The organism is Pseudomonas sp. 30_B (assembly GCF_017491605.1).
Classification (GTDB): domain Bacteria; phylum Pseudomonadota; class Gammaproteobacteria; order Pseudomonadales; family Pseudomonadaceae; genus Pseudomonas.
Map to the genome: position 1 here is coordinate 11,994 of NZ_JAFGYY010000024.1, position 16,790 is coordinate 28,783.

Genomic DNA, 16,790 nt, shown 5'->3' on the forward strand with positions numbered 1-16,790 from the left:
TTCATCACGCTGGCCCACCGTTCGCGAGCAAGCTCGCTCCTACAAAAGCAAAAGCTCCCAGCTCAGCCCTTGCGGCGGGCCTTGAAGAAGGCCGAGAGCATCGCGCTGCACTCCTCCGCCAGCACTCCGCCCTCCACCAGCACCCGGTGGTTGAGGAAATCCTGCTCGAAGAATGCCGCCCGGCTGACCACTACACCGGACTTGGGCTCCGTGGCGCCGAACACCACGCGCTGGATGCGCGAATGGACGATCAGCCCGGCGCACATGCTGCAGGGCTCAAGCGTGACGTAGAGGGTGCTGCCGGGCAGGCGATAGTTCTGCGCGGCGGCGGCCGCCTCGCGGATGGCGACCATCTCCGCATGGGCACTGGGATCGTGAGAGGTGATCGGCCGGTTGAAGCCACGGCCAATCACCTGTCCGTCCAGCACCAGCACGGCCCCCACCGGCACTTCGCCCAGGGCCGCGCCCTGCTCGGCCAGCAACAGGGCCTCACGCATGAAGGGGATGTCCTGGCTGCGGTCGATGACCGGCCGCAGCCCCTTCACGGTGGGATGCCCCTTGCTGTTGGTCAGCCGCACCATGCCTCACCCACTGCGATGGTTCCCATCAAACCGGTCTCCATGTGATCGATCACGTGGCAGTGGAACATCCACAGGCCGGGGTTATCCGCCACCAGCGCCACGCGTGCCGTCTCATTCTTGCCCAGCAGGTAGGTGTCGGTGAAGTACGGAATGATCTCCCGACGATCGGAATCCAGCACCTTGAAGGCCATGCCGTGCAGGTGGATCGGGTGCTGGTACTGGGTCATGTTGCGCAGCACGAAGATGTAGCTGTTGCCTTCCTTGAGCTTCGCCAGCGGCGGCGCATTGTGCTTGTGCTCCTCGCCGCCCTGCCAGGCCACACCGTTGATCTGCCACAGCGAAGGCGCCGACTGGCCCTTGGAGTAGTCGGATATGGCGCCCACCCACTCGAATTTGAAGTTGATGGTCTCGGCGTTCTTCAGGTCCGGCTCGGCCACAGGGTTGTGCGGCAGCGCGGCCGGCCACTGGGCGGTCGGCGCCTTCGGGTTGGCCACGCCACGGAGGGTCGCCAGGCGTACCGGACCATTGCGCAGCGACAGTTCGGTGCCTTCGGCCGGGCCACGAATGCCCAGCTCCAGGCGCATGCCCGGGCCGATCCAGTACTGGTCCTTCGGCCCCCTGCCGAAATCGCGCGGCTCCACAGGATGGCCGTCGATGGCGTAGATCTTCGCCTCGGCGTCCGGCAAGTTGAGGCGGTAGGTCACGGTGCTGTCGACGTTGAGCAGGCGCACCCGGACGATCTCGCCGGCCGGCAGTTCGATCACCGGCGTACGTTCGCCATTGATGGTCGACAGGCGCCCGCGCGTGCCTTCGCGCGCAGCCTCGCGGGGAACGCTGAAGGGCGTGAAGTTGCCTTCCTCGTCCACGTGCCAGGTCTTCAGGCAGAGGACTTTCTCGCTGGTGAACCCGGTCGGCTCGCGCTCGTCGATGATCAGTGGCCCGACCAGGCCGCGCCCCAGCTGCTCGCTGCTCATCAGGTGCGGGTGGTACCAGTAGCTGCCGGCGTCCGGCGTCTTGAACTGGTAGACGAAACTCTCGCCCGGCTGCACCGGCGGCTGCGAGATGTAGGGCACGCCATCCATCTCGATGGGCAGGCGGATGCCATGCCAGTGGATGGTGGTCGGCTCGTCCAGCTTGTTGGTGAAGCGCACCCGCAGCCAGTCACCCTGGCGCGCGCGGATTTCCACGCCCGGCGCCTGACCACCATAACCCAGGCCAGGAGTCTTGTGGCCGGGCACCAGCTCCAGGTCCAAGGGAGCGGCGATCAGCTCGTAATCGTGTTCGGCGGCCACTTCCGGGCGCGCCAGCCAGAGGCGCGCGCCACCGGCGCCCAGGCCGAGCACGGCCAGGCCGGCGATGCCGCCGAGTACTTGTCTACGGGTAAACGACATGGGTCCAGACTCCTCGAACAAGGGACATGCGACCCCATCGACTTTCACGGAGGTTGGCGCGTTTCGCGCCCGGCACAGGCTCTTGCGGCCCGCTGCACGGAGAGACTTTGCACGAAGACGGCAGCGCCGCTCGTGCGTCAGGTCAAGGACGGGCACTCGCCCGCCCCGCCTGCCGAAGAAGGCGGCGAGCGTGCCGCCTCTTCGTTAAGAGGACGTTAACTGTCCCCGATCATTCCCACTCGATGGTGGCCGGCGGCTTGCTCGACACGTCATAGGTGACGCGGGAGATGCCTTCGATCTCGTTGATGATGCGATTCGAGACCTTTTCCAGCAGCTCGTACGGCAGGTGCGCCCAGCGAGCGGTCATGAAGTCGATAGTTTCCACCGCGCGCAGGGCCACGACCCAGGCGTAGCGACGGCCATCGCCGACCACGCCGACGGACTTCACCGGCTGGAACACCACGAAGGCCTGGCTGGTCTTGTGGTACCAGTCGAAGTTGCGCAGCTCTTCGATGAAGATGTGGTCCGCGCGACGCAGCAGGTCGGCGTATTCCTTCTTCACTTCGCCGAGGATGCGCACGCCCAGGCCCGGGCCCGGGAACGGGTGGCGGTAGACCATGTCGTAGGGCAGGCCCAGCTCCAGGCCGATCTTGCGGACTTCGTCCTTGAACAGCTCGCGCAGCGGCTCGACCAGTTCGAACTGCATGTCTTCAGGCAGGCCGCCGACGTTGTGGTGCGACTTGATCACATGGGCCTTGCCGGTCTTGGCGCCAGCCGACTCGATCACGTCGGGGTAGATGGTGCCTTGGGCGAGGAACTTCACGTCCTGCAGCTTGGTGGCTTCATCGTCGAAGACCTCGATGAAGGTCTTGCCGATGATCTTGCGCTTCTGCTCCGGGTCGCTGACGCCGGCCAGACGGCCGAGGAACAGCTCTTCGGCGTTGGCGCGGATGACCTTGACGCCCATGTTCTCGGCGAACATGGCCATCACCTGGTCACCCTCGTGCAGGCGCAGCAGGCCGTTGTCGACGAAGACGCAGGTCAGCTGGTCGCCGATGGCCTTGTGCAGCAGCGCCGCAACCACCGAGGAGTCCACGCCGCCGGACAGGCCCAGCAGCACCTTGGACGAACCCACCTGGGCGCGCACGGTGGCAATGGCGTCGTTGACGATGTTGGACGGGGTCCACAGGGCTGCGCAGCCGCAGATGTCCAGCACGAAGCGGGAGAGGATGCGACCGCCCTGCTTGGTGTGGGTCACTTCCGGGTGGAATTGCACGCCGTAGTAGCCACGGGCATCGTCGGCCATGGCGGCGATCGGGCAGCTCGGGGTGCTGGCGAGGATGTGGAAGCCTTCCGGGATCTCGGTGACCTTGTCGCCATGGCTCATCCACACGTCGAGGCCGAAGACGCCGTCCTCGTCCACGTGGTCTTCGATGCCGTCCAGCAGGCGGGCCTTGCCGACCACGTCGACGCGGGCATAGCCGAACTCGCGCAGGTCCGAACCCAGCACCTTGCCGCCCATCTGCTCGGCCATGGTCTGCATGCCATAGCAGATGCCGAACAGCGGCACCTTCAGGTCGAACACGGCCTTCGGCGCGCGCGGGCTGTTGGCTTCATGCACCGACTCCGGGCCGCCGGCCAGGATGATGCCGCGCGGGGCGAAGGCACGAACGTCTTCGTCGCTCATGTCGAACGGGTGGATCTCGCAGTACACGCCGATCTCGCGAACGCGGCGGGCGATCAGCTGGGTGTACTGGGAGCCGAAGTCGAGGATCAGGATCCGGTGAGCGTGAATGTCTTGGGACATGGCCATCTCTCGTAGCGAAATTCTTAAACGACACGGGGCTGTATCAACCAGCCCCGTGTCCGACTCATTAACCTGAAGCCCTTAGCCTACGCGGTAGTTTGGGGCTTCCTTGGTGATCTGCACATCGTGGACGTGGGACTCGGCCATGCCGGCGCCAGTGATGCGCACGAACTGCGGCTTGGTGCGCATGTCGTGGATATCGGCGCTGCCGGTGTAGCCCATCGCGGCACGCAGGCCACCCATCAGCTGGTGGACGATGGCGGTCAGCTGGCCTTTATAGGGCACGCGGCCTTCGATGCCTTCCGGCACCAGCTTCTCGGCGCCAGCGGAAGCGTCCTGGAAGTAGCGATCGGAGGAACCGGTGGAGCCGGCCATGGCGCCCAGCGAGCCCATGCCACGGTAGGACTTGTAGGAACGGCCCTGGAACAGCTCGATCTCGCCCGGAGCCTCTTCGGTACCAGCGAACATCGAACCCATCATCACGCAGTAGGCACCAGCCACCATGGCCTTGGCCAGGTCGCCGGAGAAGCGGATGCCGCCATCGGCGATCAGCGGAACGCCGGTGCCTTCCAGGGCAGCGGCAACGTTGGCGATGGCAGAGATCTGCGGCACGCCGACGCCTGCGACGATACGGGTGGTGCAGATGGAGCCCGGGCCGATGCCGACCTTGACGGCGTCGGCGCCGGCGTCAGCCAGCGCCTTGGCGGCTTCGCCGGTGGCGATGTTGCCGCCGATGACCTGTACCTGTGGGAAGGTTTCCTTCACCCAGCGAACGCGGTCGATCACGCCTTTGGAGTGCCCGTGGGCGGTGTCGACGACGACGACGTCAACGCCAGCGGCGACCAGTGCGGCAACGCGCTCGCCGGTATCGGCGCCGGTGCCGACGGCTGCGCCGACGCGCAGGCGGCCCTGGTCGTCCTTGGACGCCAGCGGATAGGTCTTGGCCTTCTCGATGTCACGGAAGGTGACCAGGCCGGTCAGGCGGAACTTCTCGTCGACGATCAGCATCTTCTCGATGCGGTTCTCGTAGAGAGCGGCCTTGATCTCTTCCAGGGCGGTGCCTTCGCGAGCGGTGACCAGCTTGTCTTTCGGGGTCATGATCGCGGAAACGCTGTCGCCGACGTTCGGCTTCACGCGCAGGTCGCGACCGGTGACGATGCCGACCAGCTCACCCTCTTCCACCACCGGGAAGCCGGAGAAGCCGTATTCGCGGGCGATCTGCAGCAGCTCGATGATCTTGGTCGACGGGGTCACGGTGACCGGGTCGCGGACGATCGCGGTCTCGTGTTTCTTGACCTTGCGAACTTCGGCGGCCTGCTGCTCGATGCCCATGTTCTTGTGGATGATGCCGATGCCGCCTTCCTGCGCCATGGCGATGGCCAGGCGGGATTCGGTCACGGTATCCATCGCGGCGGATACCAGCGGAATGTTCAGCTCGATGCCACGGGTCAGTCGGGTTTTCAGGCTCACGTCCTTGGGTAGGACTTCCGAATAACCGGGAATCAGGAGGACGTCGTCGAAAGTGAGGGCTTCTTGGCTGATGCGCAGCATGGCGGGGGCTCCCGATCGGGAAAAATGGAAGCGCGGCATTATATCCCAGCTGGGGGGCGCGGCTCAACGTAACCGGACGATCTGAATGAAGCTTTCTCAACCCTGCGCGCTGGCCCCTGTCCACGGGCGCGCTTATCATCCTTCGCCATGCAGAATGATCCCTTCCAACGGCTGGGCCTCGACCGCGAGGTTCTGACCGTCAGCCAGCTCAACCAGCGCGCCCGCCACCTACTGGAGGACGTGTTCCCGCAGGTCTGGGTCGAGGGCGAGATCTCCAACCTCGCCCGCCCGGCCTCCGGCCATATGTATTTCACCCTCAAGGACAGCAACGCCCAGGTGCGCTGCGCGCTGTTCCGGCAGAACGCCCTGCGCGTACGCCAGGCCCTGCGCGACGGTCTCGCCGTGCGGGTGCGCGGCAAGGTCTCGCTGTTCGAGGGGCGCGGCGACTACCAGCTGATCGCCGATGCCGTCGAACCGGCCGGTGACGGCGCGCTGCGCCTGGCCTTCGAGGCGCTGAAGGAAAAGCTTGCCGCCGAGGGCCTGTTCGCCGCCGAGCGCAAGCGCGAGCTTCCGGCACATCCCCGGCGCATCGGCATCGTCAGCTCGCCCACCGGCGCAGTGATCCGCGACATCATCAGCGTGTTCCGCCGCCGCGCCCCGCAAGTCGAGCTGACCCTGATCCCCACCGCCGTGCAGGGCCGCGAGGCTGTCGGGCAGATCGTCCGCGCGCTCAAGCTGGCCGATGCGCAGGGCTTCGACGCGCTGATCCTGGCCCGTGGCGGCGGCTCGCTGGAAGACCTCTGGTGCTTCAACGAGGAGCCGGTGGCCCGCGCCATCGCCGCCTGCGTGACGCCCATCGTCAGCGCCGTGGGCCATGAAACCGACGTTTCCATCAGCGATTTCGTCGCCGACGTGCGCGCGCCCACGCCTTCGGCCGCCGCCGAACTGCTGGCGCCCCACAGCGGCGACCTGCAGCAGCGCCTGGACGGGCTGCGCCGTCGACTGATCCTGCGCATCCAGGACCGCCTGACCCGCGAGCGCCTGCGCCTGGAAGGCACCGCCCGGCGCCTGCGCCACCCCGGCGAACGCCTGCGCCAGCAGGCCCAGCGCCTGGATGACCTGGACATGCGCCTGCGCCGCGCCTTCGAGCGCCAGCTGCACATCCGCCAGGAGCGCGTCGCACGGCTGGACACCCGCCTCGCTGCCCAGCATCCCGGCCGCAACCTGGCCCTGCTGCGCCAGCGCCTGGAAAACCTCAGCGGCCGCCTGCCCCGCGCCACCCAGGCGATCCTGCGCGAACAGCGCCAGCGTCTGGACGGCCTGATGCAGACGCTGCACATCGTCAGCCCGCTGGCCACCCTTGGCCGTGGCTACAGCATCCTGCTGGACGACAAGGGCCAGGCGATCCGCAGCGCGGCGCAGACGAAGAACGGCCAGCGCCTGAAAGCCCGGCTGGCCGAAGGCGAACTGGAGGTGCGGGTGGAGGACAACCACCAGGCGCCCGTCACCCTTTCCCTGCTGGACTGATCAACGATGACCGACCTGCTTGCACCGATCCTGCCGCAGCCCGATCCGGACTGGGCCGAAGCCTTCCGCATGCCCATCGTCGAATGCGGTCAGCCACTGCAGGCGCTGAGCATCGCCACCGGCTTCGCGGTGTGGCCGGCCTATCACCGCCTGGGCGTGCCCAATGCGCAGCCGGAGTGCTACGCCCGCACCGACGTGTTCGAGCGCCTGCTGCACGCCGCCAGCCTGCTGCCCGACGGCATCCGCCTGGTGATCCTCGATGCCTGGCGGCCCTTCGCGGTGCAGCAGCACCTGTACGACACGCTCTACGACATTCTCCGCCAGCACGAACCGGAGGCCGATCCCGCCGAGCTGACCCGCCGTACCCGCGAGTTCGTCGCGCCGCCCAGCACCCGCGCAGAGTCGCCCAGCCCGCACCTCACCGGCGGCGCCATCGACCTGACCCTGTGCGACCGCGAAGGCCGCTGGCTGGACATGGGCAGCCTGTTCGACGAGGCGACGCCGCGTTCCTATACCCGACATTACGAAGAGATCGCCGCGCCGGATGAACCCCAGAGGCGCATCCGTGACAACCGCCGAATGCTGTTCAATGCCATGAGCGCGGCGGGGTTCAGCAACCTGTCCAGCGAGTGGTGGCACTACGACTATGGCGACCAGCTGTGGGCGGCGCACCTGGGCAAACCCCACGCCATCTATGGCCCGGCGCAGGTGCTGCCGCTGGAGCAACTGTGGCGCCAGCAGCTGGAAGGGCTGCGCCGCTAGCTGTTGGCTCTCGTAGGAGCGGACTCTGTCCGCGATGTCTTTGCGCCGCCCCGTTATCACCGGAGTGGCTGGTAAGCGATCGCGGACAGAGTCCGCTCCTACGACGTCTGATAGCTCGCAGCGAGGGCTGCCCCTCAAGCAGGGCTATTTGTAGGAGCGAGCTTGCTCGCGAACAGCCCCGCTGCAGAGGTTGGTTCGCGAGCAAGGACTAGCGTCCCCCTCGGTCCTACGAAAAGCAGCCCGCCAAGACGTTCCGCTTTCGACGAAATCGCCCCGCCCGCCGCAGCGGCCCGTGTAGACTGCCTGCTCCATCCGCTGTCGCCTCACGGAAAGCCCGCATGATCCGCGCATTCTGCCTGCTGTTCACCGCCCTCCTCGCCCTGCCCGTCCACGCCGAAGGCTTCATCAGCCGCACCCTGAACAAGCCGGTGCCCGGCGGTGTTGCCGTCGTCCAGCTAGGCCAGGACGCCGCCGTGCCCACGGCCACCTACCAGGGCAAACCGGTGCTGGTGGTGCGCGAGGAAGGCCGCGACTGGATCGCCATCGTCGGCATCCCGCTGACCACCAAGGCCGGCAGCCAGCAGATCGTCGTGAAGCAGGGCGGCGCCAGCCGCAACCTCGGTTTCAGCGTGGACAGCAAACACTATAAAGAGCAGCACATCACCTTGAAGAACACCCGCCAGGTGAACCCGCTGCCCGAAGACCTCAAGCGCATCAACCGCGAGCTGGCCGAGCAGACCACCGCCTACCGCAGCTTCAGCCCCGGCACGCCGAGCAACCTGGTACTGGACAAACCCGTCAACGGCCCGCTTTCCAGCCCCTTCGGCCTGCGCCGTTTCTTCAATGGCGAGGAGCGCAACCCGCACTCCGGGCTGGACTTCGCCGTACCCGCCGGCACCCCGATCAAGTCGCCAGCTGCCGGCAAGGTGATCCTGATCGGCAACTACTTCTTCAACGGCAACACCGTGTTCGTCGACCACGGCCAGGGCTTCATCAGCATGTTCTGCCACATGTCGAAGATCGACGTAAAAGTCGGTGATCAGGTCCCGCGCGGCGGCGTGGTCGGCCGTGTCGGCGCCACCGGCCGCGCCACCGGGCCGCACATGCACTGGAACGTCAGCCTGAACGACGCCCGCGTCGATCCGGCAATCTTCATCGGCGCGTTCAAGCCCTGATCCCGTGCAAGCGCGCTGTCGCTTCGGTCCGCGCAGCGCGATCCTGGCACTGCTGAGCCGTCGCGTATCTCAGACCAGCGAATAGCTGAAAAACAGCGCCATTTCCCCCGGCAGCACCTGCGCCGGGTCGTAGAGGTCGGTGGACAGTCCGCTGAGGGCGAAACCACGGGAGCGGTAGAAGCCCACCGCCGGCAGGTTGAGGTTCTGGGTTTCCAGCCACAGATGACGCGCCTCGGTGCCACGCGCCCAGTCCAGGCAGGCGTCCATCAGGAGCTTGCCGACACCGCGTCCGCGGGCGTCGGCGAGAACAAACAGATCGTCCAGCACCGCGCGGCGATTCCAGATCTCGTAGTGGGCAATGGCGAATCCCAGGCGTTCGCCTGCCTCGTCGATGGCGACGGCAGTCCAGTCGGACGCGGCCACATCGTCCTCCAGATCCGCGAAGGGATAGCGCTTGATCTGCGCCTCGGGCAGGCGCTCTTCGCGCAGGATGAAACCATCGGCCGCGGACTCGATCCGCAGGATCGAGTCGCTGGAGTAGCTGCCATCGAACCCGTGCAGCCACTCACCGTCTTGCGCCCATACCAGCGGGCGCAGGAGCAGGTCGCTCATCAGTCCATCTTCATGCCGTGCATGTCGTGGCCCATGTCGGTGCCTTTCGGGGCTTCCTTCTGCACGGCGACCTCGACCTTCACGTCACCGGCCTTCTGGAAGTGCAGGGTCAGCGGGAAGCGCTCGCCATCGGCCAGCGGCTTCTTCAGGCCGAACAGCATCAGGTGGTACTGGCCAGGAGCGAAGACGATCTTGCCGCCGGCGGGGACGTCCACGCCTTCGACCTTCTGCATCTTCATCATGCCGTCCTTCTCCACGTGCTGGTGGATCTCGGCGCTGGCGGCGCGCTCGGTGTCGGCGCCGAGCAGGCGGTCGGCGTCCTTGCCGTGGTTTTCCACGACGAAGTAGGCCGCGCCGTTCACCGAGTTGGCCGGCAGCAGCAGCGACCAGGGGTGGTCGATATGCAGGTTGCCGGCCTCGTATTCGTGGGCCATGGCGGCGCCGGAGAAGCCCAGCAGGACAGCGAAAGCGAGCAGGGATTTACGCATGTTCGAAACTCCAGTTGGCTTGTGATCAGGTCCGCCAGGGCGGCGGGAAAACATCGGGCCGCGGGCGAAACGATCGCGCCGCAGCATAGCCTGCCTCGCGGCAGGCGTCAGGTTGAAACAACGCACACATCAGCCCATGGCCGGGCTGCGCGGCTTGATCCGCGACAGCACGGCCCAGTCCAGCGCCCACACCAGCAGCAACGACGCGCCCACCAGCGGGAAGGCGACGCCGAGGATGAGCATGATCGCCACCCCGCCCTTCCACACCGGCAGCGCATGGGGCATCGGCGGCACGCCGAGACGGCCTTGCGGGCGGCGCTTCCACCAGATCCACAGGCCGCTGACGGCACTGAGCAGGATCATCAGGCAGACCGCGAGCATGAGCAGCTGGTTGAACAGGCCGAACATTTTGCCTTCGTGCAGCATCACGCCGGACTCGACGCCCTTGGCCACCAGCCCGTAGTCCTTCCAGCGCACGTCGGCGAGTACCTTGCCGGTGTACTGGTCGATGTGCAGCGTGGCGTCATTGCGCGAGTCGTCGGCGAACACCGAGACGGTGAACACACCTTGCTCGCCCTTGGGCAGGGCGATGGCGTAGCCGGGCGTGACGCCGGCCCGGTCAGCGGTATCGACCACCTGCTGCAGGCTGATCTGTGGCATCGCCATGCCGCCGGCGCCGTGGGCCATGTGCTCGGCGTGGGCGCCGCCGGACATCGGCATCGGGGTGTTTTCCATGGCCCAGGGAATGGTCTGGCGATGCGCCTCGTTGAGCGTGCGCGCCTCCAGGTCCGACTTCGGCACCTCGTTCCAAATCGGCGCCGGGAAGCGGTTCCACACGTCGGCGAAGGTCTTGCCCCAGAAGCCGGTCCAGGTCATGCCGGTAAGCAGCATGAACAGCATCAGCAGCGAGCCCCAGAAGCCGACCACCACGTGCACCTCGCGCCACAATGCGCGGCCACGGCGCGACAGGTCCGGCCAGAGCAGCACCCGCAGCGAGCGCTTGCGCGGCCACCACAGGTAGAGACCGGAGACGACCAGGACGATGCCCCAGCCGGCGGCCAGTTCGATCAGCCGGTCACCCACGGTGCCGATCATCAGCTCGCCGTGCAGCGCACGGGCCATCGCCTGCAAGTTGGACTTGGCGTCCTGCACGCCCAGCAGCTTGCCGCTGTAGGGATCGACGAAGGCATTCACCTCGCGCCCATCCAGTTGCGCGACGAACTGCGCACTGCGGTCGGCGGCCGGCGCCGGCAGGTACTGGCTGACCTGCACTTGCGGGTTCTGGTGATGCAGGTGCATCAGTTGCTCGTCGGCGGACAGCCGCACCTCGCCGGGCCGCACCTGCAGCAGGTCGCTGTACATCAGCGGGTCGAGCTGTGGCTTGAACAGATAGATGATCCCGGTGAGCGACAGCAGGATCATGAACGGCGCGACGAACAGCCCAGCGTAGAAGTGCCAGCGCCAGGCCAGGTTGTAGAAATCGAATGGTTTCTTCTGCATTCGTAATGTCCCCACGCAAGGAGACCCCGACTGGCGGGGCCAGTCAGGTTCAGAAGGAGAAGTCCACTTTGGTCCAGAGCGTGCGCCCCGGTTCATGGATCGCTTCGGGGTTGTCCGCCGGGTAGCCGAAGCCGGCATTGCCCGCCAGGTTCAGGTGCTCGGCGTAGTCCTTGTCGAACAGGTTGTCGACGCCGGCGCTGACCTTGAAGTGCTGGCTCAGCTTGTAGGCGCCATTGAGCGAGAACACCGCGAAACCGGGGCTTTCCTCGAAGTCATAGCCGACCACGTTGCCCTGCCCGTCGGCGACCCGCCCCTGGCGCGCCACCACCCGCCAGAGGCCACCGGCGCTCCAGACATCCTGCTCATAGGTCAGGCCGAAGCGCGCCTCCAGCGGCGGCATCTGCGGCAGGGCGCGGTCGTCGGTGGTGTTCTTGCCCCAGGCGTAGGCCAGGGTCGCATCGGTGGTCCAGTTGGAGGTCAGCGCATAGGCCGCGCCCAGCTCGCCCCCCATGATGCGGGCGTCGACGTTCCGCGCCTGGGACGTCATGCCCATCATGCCGTCGCTGTACTCGAAGAGGATGTAGTCGTCGATAACCCCGACATAGCCGGAGGCCCAGGCCTTGAGTTTCTCGTCCTCGTACTGCGCGCCAAAGTCCAGCTGGGTGGTCTTCTCCGGCTTGATGCTGTCGAAGGCGTTGACCGAGCCGGCTGGGCCGCTGTCGGGGGAGAACAGCTCCCAGTAGTCGGGGAAGCGCTGCACATGGCCAAGGCCGGCGTACAGCGTGGTCGGCGTATCGGCCAGATCGTGTTCGTAGCGCAGGAAGCCGCTGGGCAGGGTATCGGCGCGGGTGTCGTCGGCGGTGGGGTTGGGCTGGGTCATGTGGCCAGACCCGGTGGTCTGCCGGTAGTCCTTGGCCGAGGCGCGGTCAAGGCGCGCGCCGCCGATCACCCGGTCGCGCTCGGCGGCGTACCAGGTCAGCTCGCCGAAGGCGCCATAGTTGTGGAAGACCGCGTCCTTGTTCCACGGCTGGTCATCGTAGGTATCGATGCCCATGCCCATGCGTTCGCGGTGCTCGTTGGTCTGCGCGTCGACACCGGAAACCAGCTTGAAGTCGTCCCAGCGCCAGGTGGCGGCCAGGCGTCCGCCCAGGGTACGGCGGTCGACGTTGGAGGCCATGGGGCCGGCCATCATCCCGGAGCCCGAGGGCGTGCGCAGGCTGTAGTTGTCCATCACATGGTCGGCGTAGTTGTAGTAGACCTGCGCCTCCAGCGTGTCGAGCACCTCGCCGAGGTTGGACTTCTCGAAGCGCAGGCCGAGGCTCTCGCGCTTGAACTGCGAGCCGTCCATGCCGCGCCCGGCGTAACGCGCTTCGCCGTCGCCCTTGCCAGCGGTGAGTTCGACGACGGTATCGGCGTCCGGCGTCCAGCCCACGGCGACGTCGCCGTTCCACTTGTTCCAGCGCGAGGGCACCGTATCGCCGGCACCGTCCTGGTAGTCATCGGACTGGGATTTGTTGCCGGTGAAGCGCAGATAACCTTCGGGGCCACCCGCGGCGGCGTCCAGCACGCGGTCGAAGCGACCGTTGGAGCCGCCCACCAGGCTGCCGTTGATCCGCGAGCCCAGCTCGCCGAAGCGCTCGGGCTCGCGGTCGAAGCGGATGGTGCCGGCCGAAGCGCCGGGGCCCCAGATCACGCTCTCCGGGCCTTTCACCACGGTGAGCCTGTCATAGGTCTCCGGCGAGATATAGGAGGTCGGCGCATCCATCCGTGCCGGGCAGGCGCCAAGCATAGTGGTGCCGTTGGTGAGGATGTTCAGGCGCGAGCCGAACATGCCGCGCAGCACCGGGTCGCCGTTGGTACCGCCGTTGCGGATGGCGGAGAAGCCGGGGATGGTCTTGAGGTAGTCGGCGCCATCGCTGGCGGGGATCGGCTGGCGCGGCTGCCTTGGGTCGGTGACCACGGTGAGCGGCGAGCTCTGTGCCACGGCGGTGATGACGCTGGGCTCCAGCTCCACCGCGTGGGTGGCGTGATCGTCATCCTCGGCCAGGGCCGGGACGGCAGTGAGACCGCCAAGGGCGGTCAGCGCGCACAGGGCGCGCAAGCCGACGGCACGGGGCCGACGGCGCAGGGGCATGCGGGACATTCCATTTATTCCATGATCGGTGATAACGCCCGTTCCATGCGGACACGCACGGCGCGCAGGCGGAAGCGGTCATCCGCGCCTGCGGTCGATGGATTCGGGATAGGGGATCAGCCGATCAGGGCCGGTGGAGCGCGGGAACGGGCGCCGGGAAAGACCGGCGAGGCGGGAATGCGAGAAGTACCGAACTGCGCGACCGGCGTAGCGGCGCCGGGCAGGCCGTGGTCGATCAGGACCGGCGGCGGGGTCAGCGGCGGGCTGTGGATCAGCAGGCTGCAGTAGCCGCACTTCTCCATGAAGGCGTCGGCGCTGAGCGGCTGCTTGCCCTGGGAAACCGGGGCGGCTTGATGGTCAGCAGCATGATGGCCGTCGGAGCAGGCCATCTCGTCCATGCCGGCCATGTCGTGCGCCATGGCCTGGCCGTGTTGCATGCCCTCGTCGTGCGACGGGGACATCCCATGCTGCATCGGCATGGAATGGTCCATGGGCATAGGGTGATCCATCGGCAGCGACTGGGATACCAGCGGGCCGACATAGATCATCAGCATGGCGAACAGCGCCAGCCAGGTTCCTATGCCTTGTCGGAAGCGGCCTTGTCGGGTGCGACGGGTCACGAAATGTCCTTGCGGATGGAAAGCCCCCGCCAGGAGCGGGCGGACAATGATCGCACGGAGTTCCGAAGCTCCGCTGCGGCACGTGGACGCAGAATCAGTAAAGCACAGCGAGCGCCTCTAATAAAAATTGCCCAAACATAAATATTTCAGCAATTTTTTATCACTTAATCTGGCGCACAGAGATTTTCTACCAATTTTTAACGAATGCTTGCCATCGGCCTCCCAGGCCATTAGGTTGGCACTCATGAAAACCGCACACACCCTCATCCTGCTTCGCCAACACGCCTGCCTGCGCCTGGTCAGCCCGCGACTGCGTGGCTGAGCCCTCTTCCCCGGTTTCACCTCTTTTCATCTTTTTCGCGCAGGCCCGCTGGCCAGAAAGTACAAGGATTCCGCTCATGAGCATGTTGAAAGATCCGTCGAAGAAATACCGTCCGTTCACCCAGATCACCCTGCCCGACCGCACCTGGCCGGACAAGATCATCGACAAGGCGCCGATCTGGCTGTCCACCGACCTGCGCGACGGCAACCAGTCGCTGATCGAGCCGATGGACGCCGAGAAGAAGATGCGCTTCTTCAAGTGCCTGGTTCAGGTCGGCCTCAAGGAAATCGAAGTGGGCTTCCCGTCCGCCTCGCAGACCGACTTCGACTTCGTGCGCGAGCTGATCGAGGGCGGCCACATTCCCGATGACGTCACCATCCAGGTGCTGACCCAGGCCCGCGACGACCTCATCGAGCGCACCTTCGAGTCCCTGAAGGGCGCGAAGAAGGCCATCGTCCACTACTACAACGCCTGCGCGCCGAGCTTCCGCAAGATCGTCTTCAACCAGGACAAGGCCGGCGTCAAAGCCATCGCCGTGGCCGCCGGCCAGACTATCAAGCGCCTGGCCGAAGCCGCGCCGGAAACCCAGTGGGGCTTCGAATACTCGCCGGAAGTCTTCAGCTCCACCGAGACCGACTTCGCCGTCGAGGTGTGCAACGCGGTGATCGACGTGTTCCAGCCGACCCCGGCGAACCGCCTGATCCTCAACCTGCCCGCCACCGTCGAGTGCGCCACCCCGAACAACTACGCCGACCAGATCGAATGGTTCGGCCGCCAGATCAACAAGCGCGACAGCGTGATCATCAGCCTGCACACCCACAACGACCGTGGTACTGGCGTGGCTGCGTCCGAACTGGCATTGATGGCCGGCGCCGACCGCGTCGAAGGCTGCCTGTTCGGCAACGGCGAGCGCACCGGCAACCTGTGCCTGGTGACCATGGCGCTGAACATGTACACCCAGGGCATCGACCCCGAGCTGGACTTCTCCGACATCGATGCCGTGCGCAAGGTGGTGGAAGAGTGCAACCAGATTCCGGTGCACCCGCGTCATCCGTACGTCGGCGACCTGGTCCACACCGCCTTCTCCGGCTCCCACCAGGACGCCATCCGCAAGGGCTTCGCCCAGCAGAAGGACGACGCCGTGTGGGAAGTGCCGTACCTGCCGATCGACCCGGCGGACATCGGCCGCAGCTACGAAGCGGTGATCCGTGTGAACAGCCAGTCCGGCAAGGGTGGCATCACCTTCCTGCTGGAACAGGAATACGGCATCAGCCTGCCGCGCCGCATGCAGATCGAATTCAGCCAGGTCGTGCAGAACGAGACCGATCGCCTGGGCCTGGAGATGACCGCCGAGCAGATCTACAACCTGCTGCAGAACGAGTACCTGCAAGCCGTCTCCCCGTTCGGCCTGAAGAGCTACCGCCTGCAGGAAGAGAACGGCATCTGCGCCATCGATATCGACGTCACCCACAAGGGCGAACAGCACCGCTGGCACGGCAAGGGCAAGGGCACCCTGGAAGCCCTGGTCGCCTCGCTGCCGGTCGAGGTCGAGATCATGGACTACAACGAGCACGCCATCGGCGCCGGCACCAATGCCCGCGCGGCCGCCTATATCGAACTGCGCGTAGAGGGTGGTCGTTCGCTGCACGGCATCGGCATCGATGAAAACATCACCACCGCGAGCTTCCGTGCGCTGTTCAGCGCCCTGAACCGCGCCGTGACGCTGGGCCACGCGAAAGCTGCGTAAGCCCGGTAGTACTGCTGTCCCCTTTGCCCCGGACGCCTTGTGCGTCCGGGGCTGTTTTCGAAGGAGCGAAAACATGACGAGCACACCACAGGACAATCCCTTCCAGACGCCTGCTGCCACTCTCCAGGACGCAGCGACCACCGCCACGGGCGAACCGCTCTATCGCCTCGCCGCCGTCGGGATCGCCACCTTCTTCGGCACGCCCGTCGCCGGCGCCTGGGTCATGGTGCAGAACCTCAAGGCACTCGGCCGCCGCCACGAATCCCGCAATATCTGGCTGATGGGCATCGGCTTGACCCTCGCCATCTTCGTGATCGGCTACTTCCTGCCGGAAAACACTTCCGGCACGCCCATCGCCGTCGGCACAGTCGTCGGCATGTACTACTTCGCCAAGCAGACCTTCGGCGTTGCCGTGGAGCGCCACCACGCTGCTGGCGGCCAGTGGCGCTCGAACTGGCGCGCGTTCGGCGTCAGCCTGCTGTTCCTGCTTGCCGTCATCGCGGCGATCCTCGCCGTCTCGTTCTTCCTGGTCTACGTCCTCGGCGCAGAACTTTGACTGCCGCCTAAAGATTC

General features: G+C 66.1%; 14 protein-coding genes. 5 read left to right on the forward strand and 9 right to left on the reverse strand.

Annotated elements, in window-relative coordinates:
- Positions 1-62: 62 nt before the first annotated feature.
- The 4 genes from tadA to guaB all read right to left on the reverse strand — a co-directional run bounded on the left by tadA (position 63) and on the right by guaB (position 5,330).
- Entirely contained in the window at positions 63-578 is a 516-nt protein-coding gene (gene tadA, locus J5M67_RS22090) for a tRNA adenosine(34) deaminase TadA (protein WP_207887459.1), read from the reverse strand.
- Positions 569-1,972: a multicopper oxidase family protein gene (locus J5M67_RS22095; protein ID WP_207887460.1), complete on the reverse strand. Its 1,404-nt coding sequence runs from the start codon at positions 1,970-1,972 to the stop codon at positions 569-571. The genes tadA and J5M67_RS22095 overlap by 10 nt, the downstream gene beginning before the upstream one ends.
- A 229-nt stretch (positions 1,973-2,201) precedes the next feature.
- Positions 2,202-3,779 (reverse strand): glutamine-hydrolyzing GMP synthase, encoded by a 1,578-nt coding sequence (gene guaA / locus J5M67_RS22100; protein ID WP_207887461.1) that lies wholly within the window; start codon positions 3,777-3,779, stop codon positions 2,202-2,204.
- An 81-nt stretch (positions 3,780-3,860) separates the two neighbouring features.
- Complete coding sequence (gene guaB / locus J5M67_RS22105) at positions 3,861-5,330, reverse strand: IMP dehydrogenase (protein ID WP_207887462.1); 1,470 nt, start codon at positions 5,328-5,330, stop codon at positions 3,861-3,863.
- 147 nt (positions 5,331-5,477) lie between these two features.
- Here guaB and xseA point away from each other — a divergent pair, with 147 nt between their 5' ends.
- The 3 genes from xseA to J5M67_RS22120 all read left to right on the forward strand — a co-directional run bounded on the left by xseA (position 5,478) and on the right by J5M67_RS22120 (position 8,794).
- Entirely contained in the window at positions 5,478-6,857 is a 1,380-nt protein-coding gene (xseA, locus tag J5M67_RS22110; RefSeq protein WP_207887463.1) for an exodeoxyribonuclease VII large subunit, read from the forward strand.
- 6 nt (positions 6,858-6,863) lie between these two features.
- Entirely contained in the window at positions 6,864-7,619 is a 756-nt protein-coding gene (locus J5M67_RS22115) for a M15 family metallopeptidase (protein WP_207887464.1), read from the forward strand.
- A 338-nt stretch (positions 7,620-7,957) separates the two neighbouring features.
- Entirely contained in the window at positions 7,958-8,794 is an 837-nt protein-coding gene (locus J5M67_RS22120) for a M23 family metallopeptidase (RefSeq protein ID WP_207887465.1), read from the forward strand.
- 69 nt (positions 8,795-8,863) lie between these two features.
- On the opposite strand, the gene J5M67_RS22125 is transcribed toward J5M67_RS22120, so the two are convergent.
- From J5M67_RS22125 to J5M67_RS22145, 5 genes are all read right to left on the reverse strand, one after another.
- Positions 8,864-9,406 (reverse strand): GNAT family N-acetyltransferase, encoded by a 543-nt coding sequence (locus J5M67_RS22125; protein ID WP_207887466.1) that lies wholly within the window; start codon positions 9,404-9,406, stop codon positions 8,864-8,866.
- On the reverse strand, positions 9,406-9,894 hold the full coding sequence (locus J5M67_RS22130) for a copper chaperone PCu(A)C (RefSeq protein ID WP_207887467.1): 489 nt from the start codon (positions 9,892-9,894) through the stop codon (positions 9,406-9,408). Before J5M67_RS22130 ends, J5M67_RS22125 begins: the two co-directional genes overlap by 1 nt.
- A gap of 129 nt (positions 9,895-10,023) precedes the next feature.
- Positions 10,024-11,394 (reverse strand): PepSY domain-containing protein, encoded by a 1,371-nt coding sequence (locus tag J5M67_RS22135; RefSeq protein ID WP_207887468.1) that lies wholly within the window; start codon positions 11,392-11,394, stop codon positions 10,024-10,026.
- Between the two features lie 49 nt (positions 11,395-11,443).
- On the reverse strand, positions 11,444-13,528 hold the full coding sequence (locus tag J5M67_RS22140) for a TonB-dependent copper receptor (protein ID WP_243434822.1): 2,085 nt from the start codon (positions 13,526-13,528) through the stop codon (positions 11,444-11,446).
- 116 nt (positions 13,529-13,644) lie between these two features.
- On the reverse strand, positions 13,645-14,148 hold the full coding sequence (locus J5M67_RS22145; protein ID WP_368735949.1) for a DUF2946 domain-containing protein: 504 nt from the start codon (positions 14,146-14,148) through the stop codon (positions 13,645-13,647).
- 398 nt (positions 14,149-14,546) lie between these two features.
- Between J5M67_RS22145 and leuA the strand changes: the two genes are divergently transcribed.
- Together leuA and J5M67_RS22155 are read left to right on the forward strand one after the other, a co-directional pair.
- On the forward strand, positions 14,547-16,217 hold the full coding sequence (leuA, locus tag J5M67_RS22150) for a 2-isopropylmalate synthase (protein ID WP_207887470.1): 1,671 nt from the start codon (positions 14,547-14,549) through the stop codon (positions 16,215-16,217).
- Between the two features lie 73 nt (positions 16,218-16,290).
- Positions 16,291-16,773: a hypothetical protein gene (locus J5M67_RS22155; protein ID WP_207887471.1), complete on the forward strand. Its 483-nt coding sequence runs from the start codon at positions 16,291-16,293 to the stop codon at positions 16,771-16,773.
- Positions 16,774-16,790: the final 17 nt, after the last annotated feature.

Excerpts from the sequence above, each read along its gene's own strand:
- J5M67_RS22095 (WP_207887460.1), bottom strand. The coding sequence starts at position 1,972 with ATGTCGTTTACCCGTAGACAAGTACTCGGCGGCATCGCCGGCCTGGCC.
- guaA (WP_207887461.1), bottom strand. The coding sequence starts at position 3,779 with ATGTCCCAAGACATTCACGCTCACCGGATCCTGATCCTCGACTTCGGC.
- guaB (WP_207887462.1), bottom strand. The coding sequence starts at position 5,330 with ATGCTGCGCATCAGCCAAGAAGCCCTCACTTTCGACGACGTCCTCCTG.
- xseA (WP_207887463.1), top strand. The coding sequence starts at position 5,478 with ATGCAGAATGATCCCTTCCAACGGCTGGGCCTCGACCGCGAGGTTCTG.
- J5M67_RS22115 (WP_207887464.1), top strand. The coding sequence starts at position 6,864 with ATGACCGACCTGCTTGCACCGATCCTGCCGCAGCCCGATCCGGACTGG.
- J5M67_RS22120 (WP_207887465.1), top strand. The coding sequence starts at position 7,958 with ATGATCCGCGCATTCTGCCTGCTGTTCACCGCCCTCCTCGCCCTGCCC.
- J5M67_RS22125 (WP_207887466.1), bottom strand. The coding sequence starts at position 9,406 with ATGAGCGACCTGCTCCTGCGCCCGCTGGTATGGGCGCAAGACGGTGAG.
- J5M67_RS22130 (WP_207887467.1), bottom strand. The coding sequence starts at position 9,894 with ATGCGTAAATCCCTGCTCGCTTTCGCTGTCCTGCTGGGCTTCTCCGGC.
- J5M67_RS22135 (WP_207887468.1), bottom strand. The coding sequence starts at position 11,394 with ATGCAGAAGAAACCATTCGATTTCTACAACCTGGCCTGGCGCTGGCAC.
- J5M67_RS22140 (WP_243434822.1), bottom strand. The coding sequence starts at position 13,528 with ATGCCCCTGCGCCGTCGGCCCCGTGCCGTCGGCTTGCGCGCCCTGTGC.
- leuA (WP_207887470.1), top strand. The coding sequence starts at position 14,547 with ATGAGCATGTTGAAAGATCCGTCGAAGAAATACCGTCCGTTCACCCAG.
- J5M67_RS22155 (WP_207887471.1), top strand. The coding sequence starts at position 16,291 with ATGACGAGCACACCACAGGACAATCCCTTCCAGACGCCTGCTGCCACT.